The 20,403-nt window shown below is 47.0% G+C and carries 18 protein-coding genes and 1 riboswitch; all 18 genes read left to right on the forward strand.

Annotated features, from left to right (window positions below; all coding sequences use genetic code 11):
- Positions 1 to 24 precede the first annotated feature (24 nt).
- The 18 genes from ftsZ (at position 25) to BAMF_RS28720 (ending at position 20,240) form a co-directional block, all read left to right on the forward strand.
- Positions 25 to 1,173, forward strand: a complete 1,149-nt coding sequence (gene ftsZ, locus BAMF_RS28630) for a cell division protein FtsZ (RefSeq protein WP_013352177.1) — start codon at positions 25 to 27, stop codon at positions 1,171 to 1,173.
- Positions 1,174 to 1,446: 273 nt separating this feature from the next.
- Positions 1,447 to 5,736: a S8 family peptidase gene (locus BAMF_RS42315; protein ID WP_013352178.1), complete on the forward strand. Its 4,290-nt coding sequence runs from the start codon at positions 1,447 to 1,449 to the stop codon at positions 5,734 to 5,736.
- Positions 5,737 to 5,950: 214 nt separating this feature from the next.
- Positions 5,951 to 6,880, forward strand: a complete 930-nt coding sequence (gene spoIIGA / locus BAMF_RS28640; protein ID WP_013352179.1) for a sigma-E processing peptidase SpoIIGA — start codon at positions 5,951 to 5,953, stop codon at positions 6,878 to 6,880.
- Between the two features lie 57 nt (positions 6,881 to 6,937).
- The gene (gene sigE, locus BAMF_RS28645) at positions 6,938 to 7,657 is read left to right on the forward strand and encodes an RNA polymerase sporulation sigma factor SigE (protein ID WP_013352180.1); all 720 of its coding nucleotides are present in this window, start codon (positions 6,938 to 6,940) and stop codon (positions 7,655 to 7,657) included.
- A 140-nt stretch (positions 7,658 to 7,797) separates the two neighbouring features.
- Positions 7,798 to 8,580 carry an RNA polymerase sporulation sigma factor SigG gene (gene sigG, locus BAMF_RS28650; protein WP_013352181.1) on the forward strand — a complete coding sequence of 261 codons (783 nt, stop codon included), beginning with the start codon at positions 7,798 to 7,800 and terminating at the stop codon, positions 8,578 to 8,580.
- A 127-nt stretch (positions 8,581 to 8,707) separates the two neighbouring features.
- Entirely contained in the window at positions 8,708 to 9,505 is a 798-nt protein-coding gene (locus tag BAMF_RS28655) for an ABC transporter ATP-binding protein (RefSeq protein WP_013352182.1), read from the forward strand.
- Positions 9,506 to 9,510: 5 nt separating this feature from the next.
- Positions 9,511 to 9,616: riboswitch (TPP riboswitch) on the forward strand.
- 72 nt (positions 9,617 to 9,688) lie between these two features.
- Positions 9,689 to 10,969, forward strand: coding sequence for an acetylornithine deacetylase (locus BAMF_RS28660; protein ID WP_013352183.1), 1,281 nt, complete (start codon positions 9,689 to 9,691; stop codon positions 10,967 to 10,969).
- Between the two features lie 60 nt (positions 10,970 to 11,029).
- On the forward strand, positions 11,030 to 11,281 hold the full coding sequence (locus tag BAMF_RS28665) for a YlmC/YmxH family sporulation protein (protein WP_003154415.1): 252 nt from the start codon (positions 11,030 to 11,032) through the stop codon (positions 11,279 to 11,281).
- 154 nt (positions 11,282 to 11,435) lie between these two features.
- A complete protein-coding gene (pgeF, locus tag BAMF_RS28670) occupies positions 11,436 to 12,272 on the forward strand; it encodes a peptidoglycan editing factor PgeF (RefSeq protein ID WP_013352184.1) in 837 nt (278 codons plus the stop codon).
- 6 nt (positions 12,273 to 12,278) lie between these two features.
- Positions 12,279 to 12,971 carry a YggS family pyridoxal phosphate-dependent enzyme gene (locus BAMF_RS28675; protein ID WP_013352185.1) on the forward strand — a complete coding sequence of 231 codons (693 nt, stop codon included), beginning with the start codon at positions 12,279 to 12,281 and terminating at the stop codon, positions 12,969 to 12,971.
- Positions 12,968 to 13,426 carry a cell division protein SepF gene (sepF, locus tag BAMF_RS28680; protein ID WP_013352186.1) on the forward strand — a complete coding sequence of 153 codons (459 nt, stop codon included), beginning with the start codon at positions 12,968 to 12,970 and terminating at the stop codon, positions 13,424 to 13,426. The genes BAMF_RS28675 and sepF overlap by 4 nt, the downstream gene beginning before the upstream one ends.
- A gap of 6 nt (positions 13,427 to 13,432) precedes the next feature.
- Complete coding sequence (locus BAMF_RS28685) at positions 13,433 to 13,711, forward strand: YggT family protein (RefSeq protein ID WP_003154408.1); 279 nt, start codon at positions 13,433 to 13,435, stop codon at positions 13,709 to 13,711.
- A 61-nt stretch (positions 13,712 to 13,772) separates the two neighbouring features.
- Entirely contained in the window at positions 13,773 to 14,543 is a 771-nt protein-coding gene (locus tag BAMF_RS28690; protein WP_013352187.1) for a YlmH family RNA-binding protein, read from the forward strand.
- Positions 14,544 to 14,637: 94 nt separating this feature from the next.
- Positions 14,638 to 15,132, forward strand: coding sequence for a septum site-determining protein DivIVA (gene divIVA / locus BAMF_RS28695; RefSeq protein ID WP_003154406.1), 495 nt, complete (start codon positions 14,638 to 14,640; stop codon positions 15,130 to 15,132).
- 340 nt (positions 15,133 to 15,472) lie between these two features.
- Entirely contained in the window at positions 15,473 to 18,238 is a 2,766-nt protein-coding gene (gene ileS / locus BAMF_RS28705; protein WP_013352188.1) for an isoleucine--tRNA ligase, read from the forward strand.
- A 151-nt stretch (positions 18,239 to 18,389) separates the two neighbouring features.
- Positions 18,390 to 18,761 (forward strand): TraR/DksA family transcriptional regulator, encoded by a 372-nt coding sequence (locus tag BAMF_RS28710; RefSeq protein ID WP_013352189.1) that lies wholly within the window; start codon positions 18,390 to 18,392, stop codon positions 18,759 to 18,761.
- A gap of 101 nt (positions 18,762 to 18,862) precedes the next feature.
- Positions 18,863 to 19,324, forward strand: coding sequence for a signal peptidase II (gene lspA / locus BAMF_RS28715; protein WP_013352190.1), 462 nt, complete (start codon positions 18,863 to 18,865; stop codon positions 19,322 to 19,324).
- Position 19,325: 1 nt separating this feature from the next.
- Complete coding sequence (locus BAMF_RS28720; RefSeq protein ID WP_013352191.1) at positions 19,326 to 20,240, forward strand: RluA family pseudouridine synthase; 915 nt, start codon at positions 19,326 to 19,328, stop codon at positions 20,238 to 20,240.
- Positions 20,241 to 20,403: the final 163 nt, after the last annotated feature.

The following is a 20,403-nucleotide window of genomic DNA, read 5'->3' on the forward strand; positions in this document are numbered from 1 at the left end:
TTCGGCAGATTAGGAGGATTTAGCATGTTGGATTTCGAAACAAACATAGACGGCTTAGCATCAATTAAAGTAATCGGAGTAGGAGGCGGCGGTAATAACGCGGTCAACCGAATGATTGAAAACGAAGTACAGGGTGTAGAGTATATCGCGGTAAATACCGATGCCCAAGCTCTTAACCTGTCAAAAGCGGAAGTGAAAATGCAGATCGGAGAAAAGCTGACCCGCGGTCTCGGAGCGGGAGCGAATCCGGAAGTCGGCAAAAAAGCCGCTGAAGAAAGTAAAGAACAAATCGAAGAAGCGTTAAAAGGCGCTGACATGGTGTTCGTTACAGCCGGAATGGGAGGCGGTACCGGAACGGGAGCCGCACCGGTTATTGCGCAAATCGCCAAGGACTTAGGAGCTTTGACTGTCGGAGTCGTAACAAGACCGTTTACATTTGAAGGGCGAAAACGCCAGCTGCAGGCTGCAGGCGGTATCACGGCAATGAAAGAAGCCGTTGACACGCTGATCGTTATCCCGAATGACCGCATTCTGGAAATTGTCGATAAAAACACACCGATGCTTGAAGCATTCCGTGAAGCTGATAATGTGCTTCGCCAAGGGGTGCAAGGTATCTCTGACCTTATCGCGACACCTGGTTTAATCAACCTGGATTTTGCCGATGTCAAAACCATCATGTCCAACAAAGGTTCAGCATTGATGGGGATCGGGATTGCTACAGGCGAAAGCCGTGCTGCGGAAGCTGCCAAAAAGGCAATCTCCAGCCCGTTACTGGAAGCGGCAATCGACGGCGCGCAAGGTGTTCTAATGAACATTACGGGAGGTACAAACCTAAGCCTCTACGAAGTGCAGGAAGCAGCCGATATCGTCGCTTCTGCGTCTGACCCTGATGTAAATATGATTTTCGGTTCAGTTATCAATGAAAATCTGAAAGATGAAATCGTCGTCACCGTCATCGCGACCGGTTTTATCGAACAGGAAAAAGATGACTCAAAACCGCAGCGTCCGACTTTGAACCAAGGATTGAAGTCTCAAAGTCAGCCTGCTGCGAAACGTGAGCCGAAACGAGAAGAAACACAGCATCAAAATACGGTGAACCGTCATACGTCACAGCCGGCTGATGATGCCCTCGATATTCCTACATTTTTAAGAAACCGCAACAAACGCGGATAATGCAAAAAGGACAAGACCACATGGTTTTGTCCTTTTTCTTTTTCACGACCAGTCTTCCTTCCTATCCCCAATGATTCATACAGCGGAAAAAGAAACTTTATTCCTACGACGATTTGATTGTTTTTTGATTTCGGGTGACCATCTGACAGAATGTGACAATATCTGAATAGAAGATTGTCTACATTTAACGTACAACATCGAAATTACAAACGATTCCAATTATGAGGGGGGATACCAATTTAATATTGCGTTTCCAGATAAGGGGGGATACGATTGAAGAAAAAAACGAGAAAAAGATGGACAGGCTCCGTTTTAAGCGCGATTGTCGTCAGTTCACTGCTGTTTCCGGGTACGGCCGGAGCGAACAGCACACCGGGAGCGGTTTCTTTCACCAAAGATCTTTCTGCCTCTAAGAGCATTCAGCATAAGATTTCCGATTCAGTCAAAAAGCGTTTGGAAAAAAGTGATAAAGTCACGTTTCTCATCAAATTTAAAGAGAAAGCCAATACGAAAAAAGCAGTTAAAGAAGCAGAAAAAAACGCCAAGTCTCAATCGCTTTCCGTGGCAAAAACCGAATATCAAAAGCGGTCAGCCGTCATCTCTTCTTTAAAAGTGGCGGCTCATGATGCGCAGCAAAATATGAAAACATATTTGGAAAAACAAAAAAAGAAAGGCAAGGCGGATCATATCCATTCCTATTATATTGTCAACGGAATGGCAGTCACTGCTTCGAAAGAGGTAATGGAAAAAGCCGCCTCATTTCCTGAAGTAGAAAAAGTTCTTCCGAATGAAAAGCGTCAGCTTACTCAATCAAAAGCTCCTTTTCAAATGAAGAAAAAACAAAAAGAGATCAAAGCAAAGGGAGGCATTGAATGGAACATCAGTCAAATTGACGCGCCGAAGGCATGGGCCTCAGGGTACGACGGCACCGGTACGGTTGTCGCCTCCATTGATACAGGGGTTCAGTGGGATCATCCGGCGCTTAAGGAAAAATACCGGGGGTACGATCCTAAAAACCCCGCAGTGCCGAACCATGAAATGAACTGGTATGATGCCGTGGCTAAAAAAGACGCGCCCTACGATGACCTTGAACATGGCACTCATGTAACAGGCACCATGACGGGTTCAGAACCTGACGGCTCAAATCAAATCGGTGTGGCCCCTGGCGCGAAATGGATCGCAGTAAAAGCATTTTCGGATGATGGAGGAACCGATGCCGACATTTTGGATGCCGGTGAATGGGTGCTTGCGCCAAAAGATAAAAACGGTACTCCTCATCCCGAGATGGCGCCGGATGTTGTCAATAATTCCTGGGCAGGCGGCTCAGGAATCGATGAGTGGTACCGCGATATGGTGAATGCATGGAGAGCAGCAGGGATTTTTCCGGAATTCTCTGCGGGAAATGTAGACTTGTTTACACCGGGGGGGCCCGGTTCAATCGCAAATCCGGCCAATTATCCGGAAGCATTTGCGACAGGTGCGACCGACAGCCAAAAGAAACTCGCTGATTTCTCACTTCAAGGCCCCTCACCGTATCATGAAACAAAACCGGATATTTCGGCACCGGGAGTGAATATCCGTTCCTCTATTCCTGGGGGAACATATGAAGGCGGCTGGAACGGAACTTCAATGGCCGGACCGCATGTGGCAGCGACGGCGGCTTTGCTACGGCAGGCGAACGCTTCTATTACGGTCGATGAAATGGAAGACGTTTTGACGCGCACCGCCGAAAAGCTGACAGACTCCGATTTTCCGGAATCACCGAATAACGGTTACGGCCACGGCTTAGTCAATGCTTTTGACGCTGTTTCTGCTGTAACAGATGGAATAGGAAGCATAGAAGGCAAGGTATCCTCTGCGGGTGAAGATCACAATCCGCCCAGCTGGCATCATGAACCCGTCTCAGAAGCTTACAAAGGTGCAAACCTCCCGTTAACGGTTACGGCGGAAGATGATGTAAGTGTGACGGAGGTGTTACTTTCCTATCAGTTTGATAAAGGAGAGTGGAAAACGATCGCCGCCGTTCGAAAAAGCGGTGATGAAAAAAAGGGAACATACCAGGCGGACATTCCGCACGTAACGGGCAGCACGGTAAGTTATAAATGGACAATAAAAGATTTCGGAGGTCATTCCGCAGAATCTGATACGTACCGGGCTGACGTAAAACCAAGCATTACGGCGGGGTACAAAGAGGATTTTGAATCACAGCCGGCCGGCTGGTTCAGTTACGGGACACATGACCAATGGGAATGGGGAATCCCGAGTTCAGGGCCAGGCGCTGCATTTTCCGGAGATAAAGTATATGCGACGAACCTGTCCGGACCTTATGCCGATTCAGCCAATATGAATTTGGTGATGCCTCCGATCCAGGTTCCGGATTCAGGAAGGTTGTTTTTGCAATTTAAAAGCTGGCACAAGCTCGAAGAATTCTTTGATTACGGGTATGTGTTCGTTCTTCCGGAAGGAAAATCAAATTGGGAGCAGGCGGCTGTTTACAATGGTGACTCCGCCGGATGGAACGATGAAGAAGCAGATTTATCTGCGTATAAAGGCCAAAACATAAAGCTTATGTTTAATATGCAGTCAGACGAAGTACTCAATGAAGACGGATGGTATATCGATGATGTCCGGCTTTCAAGCAGCTCTCTCGGCAAAGCAGCCGAAAAAAGGAAATCCAATAGACAAACAACGCCCGGTCATCTGAAGAAAAAAGCTGTCAGTCCGAAAGAGGCTAAACCGGCGGTGAAATCACCCGAGAAAACGGTGAAACGTGAAACCAATCTCCTGCCGCTCAGAGCGCAAATCAGTGTCGCCGAGACGGGGAAATCCGTGTATTCCGACCCTGCAACCGGAAGCTACAGCCTGTCTCATAAAGCGGGAAACTACACGCTGAAAGCTGAGGCTTACGGATTTAAGCCAGCTGTGAAACAAGTTTCCATTCAATCAGACAAAACCGCACAGGCAGACTTTACCTTGGAGCAAATGCCGTCCGGTACGTTAAAAGGAACCATCACCAATCAGTCAACAGGCGAACCGGTGGAAGGGGCTGTGCTTTATGTTGTAGAGGATGCCGCAATTGAGCCGGCGGTGACAAATGATAAAGGGGAATATTCGCTTCAGGCGTACGAGGGCTCCTATACAATCAAAGCAGCCGCAAAAGGCTTTTACAACAGTGAATTTTCTGTTGATATCAAAGGAGATGCTGAAAAAAACGCCAAGCTTAAGCCGTATATCGGCTATGAAGGGGAAATTGCCTATGATAACGGGACCGAAGAAGCCGCGCTGTCATATTTTAAGGCAGGCAGCAAATCCGCGGTCAAGATGACGCTTAAAGACGGAAAAGAACACGGTATGCTGACAGGAGGCCTCTTTAAATTTTGGGGCGCGGACTGGCCTGATCCGGGCGGCACCGAATTTCAAGCGGAAGTTTACGATGCATCCGGACCTGACGGGGCCCCGGGCAGCAAAATTGCCGGCCCGTTCCAAGCTGAAGCGCTTCGAAACGGAGAATGGACGAAAGTGGATCTCAGCTCAAAAGGAATCGCAGTCGGAAAGGATTTTTATCTAGTGTTCCGCCAGACGAAACCCAATCCTTATTCACCGGCCCTGTCATCTGATGACGGCAGTCCGTATTCGAACAGAAATTGGGAATATCTCGACGGCAGCTGGTCAAAAGCCGATAAATCAGACGGAAACTTTATGATCCGGGCTCTGGTCAACTACGAAGCTATTGTGCCTGACATTACGTCACCTGATGACCGGTCGTTTACAAACAAGAAGACAATCACGGTAAAAGGAACGGCCTCTCCGGGAACCGCTGTCCGCCTTACCAATAACGGTAAAACCGCCGCTGAAACGAAAGCCGGTGCAGACGGCAATTTCCAGGCGGATGTCACACTCCGTAAAGATGCCAATCGGCTGACGGCGGCATCTGTGACAGACAGGGGATCAACAGATGAGTCACGCCCTGTCACGGTCATATTGGACCAGGATAAGCCGGATGTGACGATTGACAGTCCGGCAAACGGAGATAAAACAAATAAAGAAGCAGTGACCGTAAAAGGAAAAGCTTATGACGCCCATTTAAAAGAGGTAAAGGTGAACGGCAAAAAAGCAGAAGTGAATAACGGCTCTTATCAAGCAAGAATCCTTCTGGAAAACGGCAGCAATGAGATCAAGGTTACGGCCTCAGACGAAGCGGGTAACAAAACAACGAAAAAGACGGTAATCGATGTCAATTACAACGCTCCCGTCATTTCGGGGCTGGTTCCCGGAGCGGATAAAGAATTAAAAGCCGGAGAATCAGTGAAAATCGCCTTTTCAAGCGGGAAGAAATTAGACGCAACCTTCGTTATCCGTCTGCCTCTGACAAACGCGCGGGCGGGGAGCCAAAACGCAACGGAGCTTCCGCTGAGAGAAATTTCTCCGGGAAGATATGAGAGTTACTGGACGGCGACCTCTTCTATCAAAGCAAGCGGAGCAAAAATTGACGTTATCGTAAGAGATGACTACGGAAATGAAACGAGACAGACGGCAAAAGGAAAACTTTATATTAACGATTAAAACAGAGCGCTGCCAAGACACGGCAGCGCTTTTTTTGTTGCGGCGGTCAATAGGAATCAATCCTCCCGGCCCTCGACAAATAAAACGATTATCCCTTAAAAATTGTACTTTCCCCTCAACATTAATTGACAGACTTTCCCACAGAGCTTGCTTTATACTTATGAAACAAGAGAGAGAAACAGATATGTAAGACAAAAGAGGAAAGGGGTCAGATGTGAAAATCTATCTGGATGTCATTTGGCTGTTGAACTTTTGTTTTGATTCTCTTTTGCTTTTATTAACCGCCTTTATTTTAAAACGCCAGGTAAAAAAAAGAAGAGTGGCCGCCGGCGGTTTCATCGGGTCAACCATTGTACTTCTGATGTTTACGCCTGTTTCTCCCTTTGTGGAGCATCCGGCGGGAAAAATGGCATTTTCAGTTGTGATCGTGCTTACGGCTTTTGGCTTTAAACGGTTTCGGTACTTTTTTCAAAATTTGTTCGCCTTTTATTTCGCGACCTTTCTCGTCGGCGGGGGAATGATCGGCGTACATTCCCTGCTGCAGACAGAATCAATTGTGCAAAACGGCGTTATGGTCACGAGCCAGACCGGCTTCGGCGACCCGATCAGCTGGATGTTTGTTGTCATCGGATTTCCGGCTGTATGGTTTTTTTCAAAAAAGAGAATCGAAGACATCGAGACGAAGTCCATTCAGTACGATGAACTTGTCATGGTTCAGGCAGAATTCAGCGGACAGACAATCCGCGCGAAAGGTTTGGTGGATTCCGGAAATCAGCTGTATGATCCGCTGACGAAAACGCCGGTCATGATTCTCCACATTGACAAATTCGCTCCGATTCTCAGCGAAAAGGAAACGGACATCATCAATTCCGCCGGTCCGCTTGAAGTGATAGAGCAGCTTGATGAATCGTTCCGGCATGCGGATAAGCTGAGGCTGATTCCATACAGGGGCGTCGGCCAGGATAATCAATTTTTACTCTGTTTAAAGCCGGATTACGTCACGATTTTAACAAAAGACGAGATGATCGCATGTGAAAAATGCCTGATCGGCATCAGCACGAAACCACTATCAGCGGACGGTGAATTTGACGGAATCGTTCATCCGAAGATGCTGACCGGAAAGGCTGTGAAACATGTATCCTGACGAAAAGTCTGTTATTCATCATACTCAAAACGCGTTGTATTTAGAAGGGGGAGGAAGATGAAAAAACTTAAGCTGCGTCTGACATATTTGTGGTATAAATGGCTGATGAAACTCGGACTGAAAAGTGATGAAGTGTATTACATAGGAGGAAGTGAGGCGCTGCCGCCGCCTTTGTCTAAAGAAGAGGAGCAGGTGCTCTTATTAAAGCTGCCGAGCGGGGATCAGGCGGCGCGGGCCATCCTGATTGAAAGAAACTTACGCCTTGTCGTTTACATTGCCCGCAAATTCGAAAACACGGGCATCAATATCGAGGACTTAATCAGCATCGGCACCATCGGTTTGATCAAAGCGGTAAACACTTTTAATCCTGAGAAGAAAATAAAACTTGCGACGTATGCGTCACGATGTATTGAAAACGAAATTTTAATGTACTTGCGCCGAAATAATAAAATCCGTTCAGAGGTGTCTTTTGATGAACCGCTGAACATTGATTGGGACGGAAACGAACTGCTCCTTTCGGATGTGCTCGGTACAGATGATGATATTATTACAAAAGACATTGAAGCCAATGTGGATAAAAAACTTCTGAAAAAAGCGCTTGAGCAATTAAACGATAGAGAAAAGCAGATCATGGAACTGCGTTTCGGACTTATCGGAGAAGAAGAAAAAACCCAAAAAGATGTAGCCGACATGATGGGCATTTCACAATCTTATATCTCACGGCTCGAAAAGCGGATTATCAAAAGACTGCGAAAAGAGTTTAACAAAATGGTGTAAAATTTTTTCCATCTGACGGCCCTTACTGCTGCAAGGATTGTCGGAGGCGGATGTTTATTTCTGTAAAAAGCCGGTGCATATTTTTCCCACCCGAGGAGATACTTAACGTTGTACAGCAGCTCCTAGTGGGAGGGAAAAACGTGTCAAGAAATAAAGTCGAAATTTGCGGGGTTGATACCTCCAAATTACCGGTGCTCAAGAATGAAGAGATGAGAAAGCTGTTTAAGCAATTGCAGGATGAGGGCGATGATTCAGCGAGGGAAAAGCTTGTAAACGGCAATCTGCGCCTTGTCTTAAGCGTCATTCAGAGGTTTAACAACAGAGGAGAGTATGTTGATGACTTATTTCAGGTCGGCTGCATCGGACTAATGAAATCCATTGATAATTTTGACCTCAGCCATAATGTTAAGTTTTCAACATACGCTGTACCGATGATCATCGGAGAAATCCGCAGATATTTGCGGGATAACAATCCGATCCGCGTCTCGAGGTCGCTTCGCGATATCGCATATAAAGCGCTTCAAGTAAGAGAGCGGTTAATCAGTGAGACAAGCAGGGAGCCGACAGCAGAGGAAATCGCCAAAGTTCTTGAAGTGCCCCATGAAGAAATTGTGTTTGCCCTTGACGCCATCCAAGATCCGGTATCACTGTTTGAGCCGATTTATAATGACGGCGGCGATCCGATCTACGTGATGGACCAGATCAGTGATGAGCGCAATAAGGATACACAATGGATTGAGGAGCTGGCTCTGAAAGAAGGCATGAGACGACTGAACGAACGGGAAAAAATGATTTTGCGAAAACGCTTTTTCCAGGGGAAAACCCAAATGGAAGTCGCAGAAGAAATCGGCATATCCCAAGCTCAGGTCTCAAGGCTTGAAAAGGCAGCCATTAAACAAATGAATAAGAATATCCATCAATAACGGAAAAAGCCTTTAAACATTGTGTTAAAGGCTTTTTTCATGCGCCGGTTTACGTCTGCAAAAAAGTAATGTATTCTAATATGAAAAGTTTTAAGAAAATTTGAATAAATAAACGGGGGAAAGCGCAATGATTTTACATCTGGACAATGTATCATTAAAAAGAAACGGCAAATGGATCTTGAAAGATATCAACTGGCGCGTTGAGAAAAACGAAAATTGGGTGCTGTACGGATTAAACGGAGCCGGAAAAACCGCTTTGCTGAATATGTTATGCTCATATTACTTCCCCACTTCAGGAGAGATGCAGGTGCTCGGCCACCATTTCGGCAAAACAGAGCTCGGTGACAGACTCAGAAGGAAAATCGGCCTTGTTTCAGCAGGACTTCAGCACAAATTATATGCCGCGGATTCCGCTTTTGAAATCGCCCTGAGCGGCGCGTACGCCTCAATCGGGCTGTACGAAACCCCGAGTGAACAGGTGAGGGAAAAAGCGATCGGTCTTCTGAAGGATTTAGGCGCCATCAGTTACGCCGACAGAAGGTATGAGACGTTATCACAGGGGGAAAGGCAAAGAGCGCTGATTGCGCGGGCGCTTATGGCTGATCCGGAACTGCTGATTTTGGACGAGCCCGTGACGGGTCTGGATTTTATGGCAAGAGAGCAGCTGCTGGACACGATTACGTCTATCGCTGAAAAAGAAAATGCGCCGTCCATCCTTTATGTCACCCATCATGCTGAAGAAATTCTGCCGGTATTTGATCAGGCGCTGCTTTTAAAACAAGGCGAGGTGTTCGCATCAGGGAAAATCAGAGACATGCTTTCTGATGAGCGGCTTACAGCGTTTTTCGATATGCCTGTCAATGTCATATGGAACAACGGCCGCCCGTTTTTAACACGTGCAAAAGCGGCATCATCCGTAAAATAACATAACGTTCACCCTGGGGGTGCTGCCATGCAGCTGAGAGAGACGTTTGTCTCAACCCTTAACGGACCTGATCCGGATCATGCCGGCGGAGGGAAGCGGTGAAAAAAGCGGAGGAAGATCCGTTTTTTACCCGTTTCATTTGATGAAACGGTTTTTTTGATACAGCCAAAGGAGAGATTTTCAATGAATCAGCTTGACATGCTGCTGCACCAGGCGGAAAAACGGCGGGACGACTTAATACATATTGCTGAAAGGTTGATAGCCTTTCCGACTCCGGCCCCGCCGGCAAGAAATACGGCAGAAGCTCAGAAGTGGGTCGCCGGATTTTTAAAAGAAACCGGCTGCTCGGTCGATATGTGGGATGTGTATCCGGAAGATCCGAACGTAGTCGGCGTTTTAAAAGGGACGGATTCAAACCGGCATCAAAGCCTGATTTTAAACGGACACATTGACGTGGCCGAGGTTCAGGGTGAAGACTGGGATACTGACCCGTTTCAGCCGCTCGTAAAAGACGGCATGCTGATCGGAAGGGGCGCTGCTGATATGAAAGGGGGATTGGCGTGTGTTCTTTTTGCTCTGCAGCTGATACATGATGCGGGCATTAAGCTTGCGGGCGACCTTATTGTACAGTCTGTGATCGGAGAAGAAGTCGGTGAGGCGGGGACGCTGGAATGCTGCAAACGCGGCTATTACGCGGATTTTGCGGTTGTCGCCGATACGAGCAGCCTGCATATTCAAGGGCAGGGCGGTGTAATCACCGGCTGGATAGAATTGAAAAGCAAAAAAACATTTCATGACGGCATGAGGCGCAATCTGATTCATGCGGGCGGTGGCGCATTCGGAGCGAGCGCAATCGAAAAAATGGCGAAAATCATCACTGCCTTGGGTGAGCTGGAGCGCCACTGGGCGGTAACGAAAAGCTATCCCGGCTTTGCGCCCGGCACCAATACAATCAACCCCGCCGTCATTGAAGGGGGAAGGCACGCAGCGTTTGTCGCCGATGAATGCAGATTATGGATTACCGTCCACTTTTATCCGAACGAAACACACGAACAAGCAGCCGCTGAAATCGAAGACTATATAAATCGTGTCTCTGACAGCGATCTGTGGCTCAGGGAGAACAGGCCGGTGTTCAAATGGGGCGGCTCTTCCATGATTGAAGACAGAGGCGAGGTGTTCCCGGCGCTTGAAATCGACCCGGAGCATCCGGCAGTTTCTGTCCTGGCGGCCTCACACTCAGCCGTCAAAAAACAGGAGCCGGTCATTGATGTTTCCCAAACCGTAACTGACGGAGGGTGGCTTTATAATGCCGGGATTCCGAGTGTAATATACGGGCCCGGTGATTTAAAAAACGCCCACTCCGTAAACGAGGAAGTGTCCGTTGATGAGCTTATAGACTATACGAAAGTCATGCTGAGCTTTATCCTCACCTGGTGCAGCCGCAAAAAAGATTGCCCGATGTGACAAGGTTCAGCCCGGCCGTTCATATAATAGGAAAAAGAATGGGCGAAGGGCGTGATACGAATGATCAGCATATCTGAATTTCAAATAAAAGATGTGGTAAACGTGTCGAACGGAAAAAAACTCGGCAGCATCGGTGATATTGATATTAACGTGACAACGGGGAAAATTCAGGCGATTATTTTAGGCGGGAGCGGAAAAGTTCTCGGTTTTTTCGGAAAAGAAGAGGAAATGATCATTCCTTGGCGAAATATAGTTAAAATTGGGGAAGATGTCATCTTAGTGCGTGTAAACGAACCAAAGGGGGGAGCGTAATCCTCCCTTTACTTGTAAAATGCCGGAAATCTCAATGTTTCCGGCACATTTATTTATCCGATTTTTCAATCAGCCGCTAAACGTATGCTTGAAATTGTGTTAAAATGAGTGGGAAATTACGCTTTTTTAATGTTTGTCGAAAGGTTGGATCCTCATGAATACATATCACCCGTTTAGTTTTACCACCCCCTCGGCACTCATGATAGAAGACTGGAATCATGTGAATCAGCATAACACAAAGGTCATCGCGGGATTCACAACCAAAAACGGAGGTGTCAGCAATCCTCCGTATGAGTCATTAAATACCGGATTGCACGTCCGGGACGAAGCTCATGATGTTGTGAAAAACCGTGAAGTCATAGCGTCCTTATGCGGTACTGATCTGGATTCCTGGGTATTCGCAGATCAGACACATGAAAACCGCGTCCGACACGTGACGGCCGGGGATAAAGGAAAAGGGGCGAGAGACTATTCCTCCGCATTCCGCGGGACGGACGGGCTCTATACGAAAGATACGAATCTTTTTTTGGCCCTGTGTTTTGCAGACTGTGTGCCCTTGTATTTTTATGACCCGGTAAATTCCATTATCGGCGCTGCCCATGCCGGATGGAAGGGGACGGTCAGACAAATCGGGCGCATCATGACGGAACGCTGGGTAAACGAAGAAGGCTCACGCTTAACAGATATTCAGGCTGTCATCGGTCCGTCTATCAGTGCAGTAAGCTATACCGTCGACGACCGCGTCATTAATGAAGTCCGGGCGCTGCCTTTTTCGGCTGAATCCGCCATATGTGAAACGGAAAAAGGCCAGTATCAGCTTGATTTAAAAGAGGTAAACCGCCTTCTTCTGATACATTGCGGCATTCCGGAAGAAAACATTTCAGTCAGCGGTTTATGCACTGAACGAGAGCATGAATTATTCTTTTCACACCGCCGCGACAAAGGGAAAACGGGACGCATGATGTCCTTTATCGGAATGAAGGAGGCATAAGTTATCTTGCGTGTTGCTGATCAATTACGACATATAAACGAAAGAATAAACGAAGCATGTAACAGATCGGGCCGAAGCCCCGAAGATGTAACCGTCATCGCGGTTACAAAATACGTATCAGCCGAAAGGGCTCAAGAGGCCGTCGATGCTGGTATTACAAGTCTGGGAGAAAACCGGGATACGGAGCTTATCCGCAAGCAGGATGTCATCAAAGGCAGCCCGGAGTGGCACTTTATCGGCAGTCTTCAGACCAGAAAGGTGAAGGCGGTCGTTGACCGTGTATCTTATATTCATTCCTTAGACAGACTGTCATTGGCAAAAGAGATTGAAAAACGGGCGCCGCATGCGGTTCGCTGTTTTGTGCAGGTGAATACTTCGCGTGAGCCGTCTAAGCACGGTTTGAAAACAGAGGAGGTCATCCCCTTTATCAGAGAGCTTTCTGACTTTAGAAACATTTCTGTAGAGGGCCTGATGACGATGGCTCCCCTGACAGACGATACAGAAACGATCAGAGCCTGCTTCCGGCAATTGCGTGATCTGAGGGATCAGGTGCAGCAGCTGAATCAGACAAACGCACCGTGCCGGGAACTTTCAATGGGCATGTCAAATGATTATGAAATCGCTGTTGAAGAGGGCGCTACTTTTATCCGAATCGGCTCTTCATTAGTCGGAAATGAAACGGGGGGTGTAAACAAATGAGCATGAAAAATAAATTGAAAAACTTTTTCTCAATGGATGAGGAGGAGTACGAGTACGAATACATTGAAACAGAGAAGGATCATCCGGAAGAACACGAACAGCAGAAAGATAAACAGCCTGCCTACGCCCAGAAGCCGGCGGGGAAGCAGAACGTAGTAAGCTTGCAAAGTGTTCAGAAATCCTCTAAAGTGGTGTTGAGTGAACCTCGTGTATATGCGGAAGCGCAGGAAATCGCCGATCATTTAAAGAACAGGCGGGCGGTTGTCGTCAATCTTCAGCGCATCCAGCATGATCAGGCGAAAAGAATCGTCGACTTTTTAAGCGGAACCGTCTATGCTATCGGCGGCGACATTCAAAGAATCGGTTCGGATATTTTTCTGTGCACGCCTGATAATGTCGATGTTTCCGGCACGATTTCGGAGCTCATAAATGAAGACGAACATCAGAGGTGGTAAAGCAGGATGATTCTTTATCAAATTTTTTCCGTTCTGAGTTATTTAATTTACATCTACTCGTTTGCCCTGATTATCTATATCTTTATGTCATGGGTGCCGAGTACGAGAGAAACGGCGGTCGGACGGTTTCTCGCAGCGATTTGCGAACCGTACCTAGAACCGTTCAGAAGGATCATTCCGCCCATTGCCATGCTGGATATATCCCCGATTGTAGCGATTATCGTGCTTCGATTTGCCACGACGGGACTTTGGGGCCTGTACCGCATGATCGCAATGTATACTTGAATGTGACAGTTTGATACGGGCTTGGCACCAGCCAAGCCTCTTTACATAGAAAGGAAAGAACATGAGCGATATTTACCAGCACTTCAGACAAGACGAGCGGCCTTTTATTGATCAGGTGCTTGAATGGAAACAGATTGTCCAGGACCAGTACCGGATGAAGCTGACTGATTTCTTAGATCCCCGGGAACAGGTGATTGTAAAAGCCGTTATCGGTGATGCCTGCGGCCTTGCGTTTTTCGGAGGCTATGACAGGGCTGAACGCAAACGCGCGATTTTATACCCCGAATATATGGAACCTGAACAGGATGATTTTGAGCTCCGGGCTTTTGAAGTTCAATACGCTGAAAAATTCGTCAGCATCGACCACCGCTCTCTTCTCGGGTCATTAATGGGAATCGGCTTAAAGCGGCAGAAATACGGTGATCTGATTTTCTCAGAGGAAGCCGTGCAGCTTATCGTCTCAGGTGAAATCGCCGATTTTGTCGGCACCCAGCTGACCAAAGCGGGCAAAGCGCCGGTAAAGCTTGAGAAAATCGAGCTTTCCGCACTTCACATTCCCGCTTCAGATGTCGAAATAAGGGAAGACACGGTTTCTTCATTACGCCTTGACGCCGTCTGCGCTTTAATGAGCAGGCAATCCCGGCAGAAAGCGCAGGCGCTTGTGAAAAACGGGCTCGTTAAGGTGAATTGGAAAGCCGTTGAGGATCCTTCCTATCAGGTTGCTGAAGGGGACATGCTTTCGATTCGGGGCTTCGGACGATGCAGTTTGACAAAAGTTGACGGAAAAACGAAAAAAGACAAATGGAAAGTTACGTTTGAACGGCAAAAATAAGTCGTTTTTTCAGTTTTTTTCTCCATCTGTGCCGTATTTGTTTTATAATGTGAACTAGATAACCGTACTGAAATGTAAAAATGGAGGTGGCAATATGCCATTAACGCCGAATGATATCCATAACAAAACGTTTACAAAAGGTTTTCGCGGATATGATGAAGATGAAGTAAATGAATTTTTAATGCAGGTCAGAAAAGATTACGAAATTGCACTCCGTAAAAAAACGGAGCTTGAGGCGAAAGTGAACGAGCTGGACGAAAAAATCGGCCACTTTGCCAATATTGAAGAAACGCTGAATAAATCAATTCTCGTAGCCCAGGAAGCGGCAGAAGACGTAAAGCGCAACTCGCAGAAAGAAGCGAAGCTGATCGTCCGTGAAGCTGAAAAAAATGCCGACCGCATTATCAATGAGTCGCTTTCCAAATCAAGAAAAATCGCAATGGAAATTGAAGAGCTGAAGAAACAGTCTAAAGTGTTCAGAACGCGTTTCCAAATGCTGATTGAAGCGCAGCTCGACCTGCTGAAAAACGATGATTGGGATCATCTGTTAGAATACGAAGTCGACGCGGTATTTGAGGAAAAAGAATAATTTTCTGATTTTCTTGACATTCTCCGGCCCGTTCGAATATAATACGTTCATAAATTCAGATGAAAAGACGATTGAAAGGGACCGGCATGACTCAAAACAGGCTATAAAGCGAACCGGGGAAGGTGAAAGCCCGGGATGGCCGGAAGCATGCAGATCAGCCCTTTAGTTTCCTTTCTGAACCGCCAGTAGGAAAGGACGTTCCATCACGTTACGATGTTCGAGAGGAAAGGACGGCTGACCGTTTTTTCTAAAAGGGTGGTACCGCGAGATAAGCTTTCTCGTCCCTTATGGGATGAGAGGGCTTTTTTTATTTTCTGAAAAATGTTGTGGAGGAATGAAAATGGATTACAAAGATACGCTGTTAATGCCGAAAACAGATTTTCCGATGCGCGGAAATCTTCCGAACCGTGAGCCGGACATGCAAAAAGATTGGGAGGAGCAGGACATTTACCGTCTTGTTCAAGAACGGACGAAAGACCGCCCGAAATTCGTACTGCATGACGGACCTCCTTATGCAAACGGAGACATCCACATGGGCCATGCCCTGAACAAAATCCTGAAAGATTTTATCGTCCGCTATAAATCAATGAGCGGCTATAACGCACCGTATGTGCCTGGCTGGGATACACACGGCCTGCCGATTGAAACGGCGCTGACGAAAAACAAAAAAGTAAACCGGAAAGAAATGTCCGTAGCCGATTTCCGCAAGCTTTGCGAAGAATATGCATGGCAGCAGATCGAAAGACAGCGCGAACAATTTAAGCGTCTCGGCGTCAGAGGCGATTGGGAAAACCCATATGTGACCCTTCAGCCTGAATTTGAAGCGCAGCAGATCCGCGTTTTCGGCGAAATGGCGAAAAGAGGCTATATTTATAAAGGCCTGAAGCCTGTCAACTGGTCGCCTTCCAGTGAATCTGCCTTAGCAGAAGCGGAAATTGAATATCAGGACAAACGTTCCGCGTCTATTTATGTTGCATTTAAGGTGAAAGACGGCAAAGGTGTTCTGGAAAACGGTGAAAGCTTTATTATCTGGACGACGACGCCGTGGACGATCCCTGCCAACCTCGGAATTTCCGTTCATCCTGACCTTGAATACAATGTCATCAAGGTTGGAGACAAGCGTTACGTAGTGGCGGCTGAATTAATCGAAAGCGTCGCGCAGGCATGCGGATTTGAAAATCCGGAAGTTGTCGCATCATATAAAGGCAGAGAATTAGAATACATCACTGCAGAACATCCACTGTACGGCAGAGATTCACTCGTCATGCTTGGTGACCACGTCACAACCGATGCCGGAACAGGCTGTGTTCATACTGCTCCGGGCCACGGGGAAGATGACTTTATCGTCGGCCAAAAGTACGGCTTAGAAGTACTGTGCCCTGTTGATGAAAAAGGTAACATGACTGACGAAGCGCCGGGCTTTGAAGGAATGTTTTACGATAAAGCCAATAAACCGATCACGGAGAAGCTTGAAGAAAACGGCGCGCTCTTGAAGCTCGAGTTTATTACACACTCCTATCCGCATGACTGGAGAACAAAAAAACCGACCATCTTCAGAGCGACAGCGCAATGGTTTGCATCAATTAAAGATTTCAGATCCGATCTGCTTGATGCCATCCAACAAACGAAGTGGGTGCCGGAGTGGGGCGAACAGCGCCTTTACAACATGGTGCGCGACCGCGGTGACTGGTGTATTTCAAGACAGCGCGTCTGGGGCGTTCCGATCCCGGTATTTTATGCTGAAAACGGTGAGCCGGTCATCACTGACGAAACGATTGAACACGTTTCTGAGCTGTTCAAAAAACACGGCTCAAACGTCTGGTTTGAAAGAGAGGCAAAAGACCTCCTGCCGGAAGGGTTTACACATCCGGGAAGCCCGAACGGTATTTTCACGAAAGAACAAGACATTATGGATGTATGGTTTGATTCAGGATCTTCTCATCAGGCCGTTCTTGAAGAACGTGATGATCTCGTCCGCCCGGCTGATTTATACCTTGAAGGCTCTGACCAATACCGCGGCTGGTTTAACTCATCTCTTTCAACCGCTGTTGCAGTCACTGGCCAAGCACCGTATAAAGGCGTATTAAGCCACGGATTTACACTTGATGCAAACGGCCGTAAAATGAGTAAATCACTCGGCAATACGATTGACCCGACAAAAATCGCAAAACAGCTTGGAGCAGAAATTCTGCGTTTATGGGTATCTTCCGTAAACTATCAGGCCGACCACCCGGTTTCTGAAGACATTCTGAAGCAGGTCGCTGAAGTATACCGGAAAGTCCGCAACACGTTCCGCTTCCTTCACGGCAACCTGTTTGACTTCGATCCAAGTGTCAATGCCGTTGCTGTTAAAGATCTTCGCGAAGTGGATCAATATATGCTGATCAAGCTCAATAAGCTGATCGATAAGGTGAAAAAAGCGTACGATGAATACGAATTTGCGGTTGTTTATCACAGCATTCACAATTTCTGCACGATCGAGCTCAGCTCTTTCTATCTTGATTTCGCAAAAGATGTTGTGTACATCGAGCATGCGGATCATCCGGACCGCCGCAGCATGCAGACCGTCTTTTATGAAACGCTGCTGGCGTTAGTGAAGCTGACGGCGCCGATTCTCCCGCATACAGCGGATGAAATGTGGTCTCACTTATCATTTGTTGAAGAAGCGAGCGTACAGCTGACAGATATGCCGGAAACCATCTCTGTTCCGGACAGTCAAGCGACAGAAGAAAAATTCGACCGCTTCATGGAGCTTCGCAACGACGTGCTGAAGGCTTTGGAAACAGCCCGTAACGAGAAAATTATCGGAAGATCATTGGAAGCGAGCCTGACTTTGTATCCGAACAAAGAAAACCGCGACCTTTTGTCATCCATTAAAGAAAATATCGCGCAGCTGTTTATCGTCTCAGAACTGACAGTAAAAGACGAAAGTGAAGCGCCGGAAACAGCGCAAAGCTTCACGACAGGAAAAATGACCGTAGAAAAAGCGGAAGGCCAGATGTGTGAGCGGTCCCGCGTGATTTCTAAAGATGTCGGAGCCAATCCGAAGTATCCGACATTATCACTGCGAAATGCGGAAATCGTTGAAAAATATTATCAAAAATAATGAATGAGAAAGCGCCCGGTCAGCCGGGCGCTTTTTTACATGCCAGCAATGTCATCGATTAGAACGATAGGAAAAATCTTATGGGCTTCAAATGACGCAGCCGGGGCAACAATAAAGCTATAACATCAAGAGCAGGAGTTGTGATGAATGAATGAATGATCAACTGACCGCAATCCACACGGAGCTTCTCATGATGAAAGAAGAACTTCAATCAAGATTATTCGAATATTCTTGCTTTCACATGTCAGCATCTGTTGAACCTTCAATGAACGACCAAGAAGCAACTCTGATCTATCATATAAAAGAAGAACTTCAGGACGTTCTTCTTGCCCTGTCTAAGTTTGAAAACAATACGTACGGTTATTGTGAAAAAACAGGCGCCCCCATTCCGATTGACAAGCTTGCGGTTTTGCCGACGGCCAGAACCGCTGATGATTTTTATTATCCCGCTCAATTTGAAAAGAAAACCCTTCCATACTGGGTACCCGGAGATTATGCATATGATCAGGCGCTGTATGAGTGACAGCGTCTGTCTGCATGCGCTTATGATCTGCCTTTACTCCGCCATCTTTTACTGATAAAATTCATAAAGGATAAAAGTAACTGTATACTGGAGGAACGTGTGTGCTTTATTATCTTATCGCTCTTTTTATTATTATTGCCGACCAATTGACCAAATGGCTTGTCGTCAGCCATATGGAATTGGGACAAAGCATACCTGTCATCGATCAGGTGCTTTATATCACTTCTCATCGCAACACGGGAGCGGCATGGGGGATTTTAGCCGGGCAAATGTGGTTTTTCTACGTCATTACCATCGCCGTGATTATCGGAATCGTTTATTACATACAGCGTTATGCAAAAGGGCAGATGTTACTCGGGATTTCTCTCGGCTTAATGCTGGGAGGTGCGGCCGGAAACTTTATTGACCGGGCGGCGCGCCAGGAAGTGGTGGATTTTATTCATGTCATCATCGTGAATTATCAATATCCGATTTTTAATATCGCGGATTCATCACTGTGCGTCGGTGTGATACTTTTATTTATTCATATGCTGTTTGACAGCGGGAAAAAGAAGGAGCAATAACATGAATCAATTTGAGATAACCGTTCAGCCTGAACAAAAAAGCGAACGGATTGATAAATTTTTGGCTTCAACAGGAGAAAACTGGTCACGCACTCAAGTGCAGCAATGGGTAAAAGAGGGATTGGTATCCGTTAACGGCAAATCCGTCAAAGCCAATTATAAAATGCAGCCCGGCGATCAGGTAAACGTCACCATTCCTGAACCGGAAGAACTGGACGTGCTTGCAGAGCCGATGGACTTGGACATTTACTATGAGGACCAGGATGTCTTGGTTGTGAACAAACCGCGGGGGATGGTCGTACACCCGGCGCCCGGCCATGTGACAGGGACGCTTGTAAACGGGCTGATGGCTCACTGCAATGACCTTTCCGGTATTAACGGCGTAATGCGCCCGGGAATCGTCCACCGGATTGATAAGGATACTTCCGGCCTGTTAATGGTCGCCAAAAACGATATGGCGCATGAGTCACTCGTTAACCAGCTCGTCAATAAAACCGTGACCAGAAAGTACACAGCGGTTGTTCACGGAGTGATTTCACACGATGACGGAACGATTGACGCTCCGATCGGAAGGGATAAAAAAGACCGTCAAAGCATGACCGTAACAAGAGAAGGCAGCAAAAACGCCGTCACGCATTTCCACGTGCTTGAGCGTTTTCAAGATTTCACGCTCGTAGAGTGCCGTCTTGAGACTGGGAGAACGCATCAGATCCGCGTCCATATGAAATATATCGGATTTCCTTTGGCGGGCGATCCGAAGTACGGGCCGAGAAAAACGGTTGATTTCAACGGCCAGGCGCTGCATGCCGGAATATTAGGCTTTGATCATCCGCGGACGGGCGAATACATGGAGTTTGAAGCGCCCCTTCCTGAAGATATGAAAAAACTCATTGAACTTTTGAGAAATAGTCATTGACAGCGAGTTTCTTTTCTGAAATAATAAAAACAAGCTGAATAGATTCTTTAACACAGTCCAGAGAGGCTGAGAAGGATAACGGATAGGACAGAAGAGATACGTGTGTGTCTTCGTCCTGGAAAGGAACCCCTCTATGCTCTGGCAGGAGGGGTTTTTTCTTCTT

The sequence above is a fragment of the Bacillus amyloliquefaciens DSM 7 = ATCC 23350 genome, from assembly GCF_000196735.1.
Lineage (GTDB): Bacteria > Bacillota > Bacilli > Bacillales > Bacillaceae > Bacillus > Bacillus amyloliquefaciens.

What these genes read in the sequence shown, in the direction of transcription:
- sepF (WP_013352186.1), top strand. Translation starts at nt 12,968, where the DNA reads ATGAGCATGAAAAATAAATTGAAAAACTTTTTCTCAATGGATGAGGAG.
- ftsZ (WP_013352177.1), top strand. Translation starts at nt 25, where the DNA reads ATGTTGGATTTCGAAACAAACATAGACGGCTTAGCATCAATTAAAGTA.
- BAMF_RS28685 (WP_003154408.1), top strand. Translation starts at nt 13,433, where the DNA reads ATGATTCTTTATCAAATTTTTTCCGTTCTGAGTTATTTAATTTACATC.
- BAMF_RS28690 (WP_013352187.1), top strand. Translation starts at nt 13,773, where the DNA reads ATGAGCGATATTTACCAGCACTTCAGACAAGACGAGCGGCCTTTTATT.
- BAMF_RS28720 (WP_013352191.1), top strand. Translation starts at nt 19,326, where the DNA reads ATGAATCAATTTGAGATAACCGTTCAGCCTGAACAAAAAAGCGAACGG.
- sigE (WP_013352180.1), top strand. Translation starts at nt 6,938, where the DNA reads ATGAAAAAACTTAAGCTGCGTCTGACATATTTGTGGTATAAATGGCTG.
- divIVA (WP_003154406.1), top strand. Translation starts at nt 14,638, where the DNA reads ATGCCATTAACGCCGAATGATATCCATAACAAAACGTTTACAAAAGGT.
- BAMF_RS28660 (WP_013352183.1), top strand. Translation starts at nt 9,689, where the DNA reads ATGAATCAGCTTGACATGCTGCTGCACCAGGCGGAAAAACGGCGGGAC.
- pgeF (WP_013352184.1), top strand. Translation starts at nt 11,436, where the DNA reads ATGAATACATATCACCCGTTTAGTTTTACCACCCCCTCGGCACTCATG.
- BAMF_RS28665 (WP_003154415.1), top strand. Translation starts at nt 11,030, where the DNA reads ATGATCAGCATATCTGAATTTCAAATAAAAGATGTGGTAAACGTGTCG.
- ileS (WP_013352188.1), top strand. Translation starts at nt 15,473, where the DNA reads ATGGATTACAAAGATACGCTGTTAATGCCGAAAACAGATTTTCCGATG.
- BAMF_RS28655 (WP_013352182.1), top strand. Translation starts at nt 8,708, where the DNA reads ATGATTTTACATCTGGACAATGTATCATTAAAAAGAAACGGCAAATGG.
- BAMF_RS28710 (WP_013352189.1), top strand. Translation starts at nt 18,390, where the DNA reads ATGAATGATCAACTGACCGCAATCCACACGGAGCTTCTCATGATGAAA.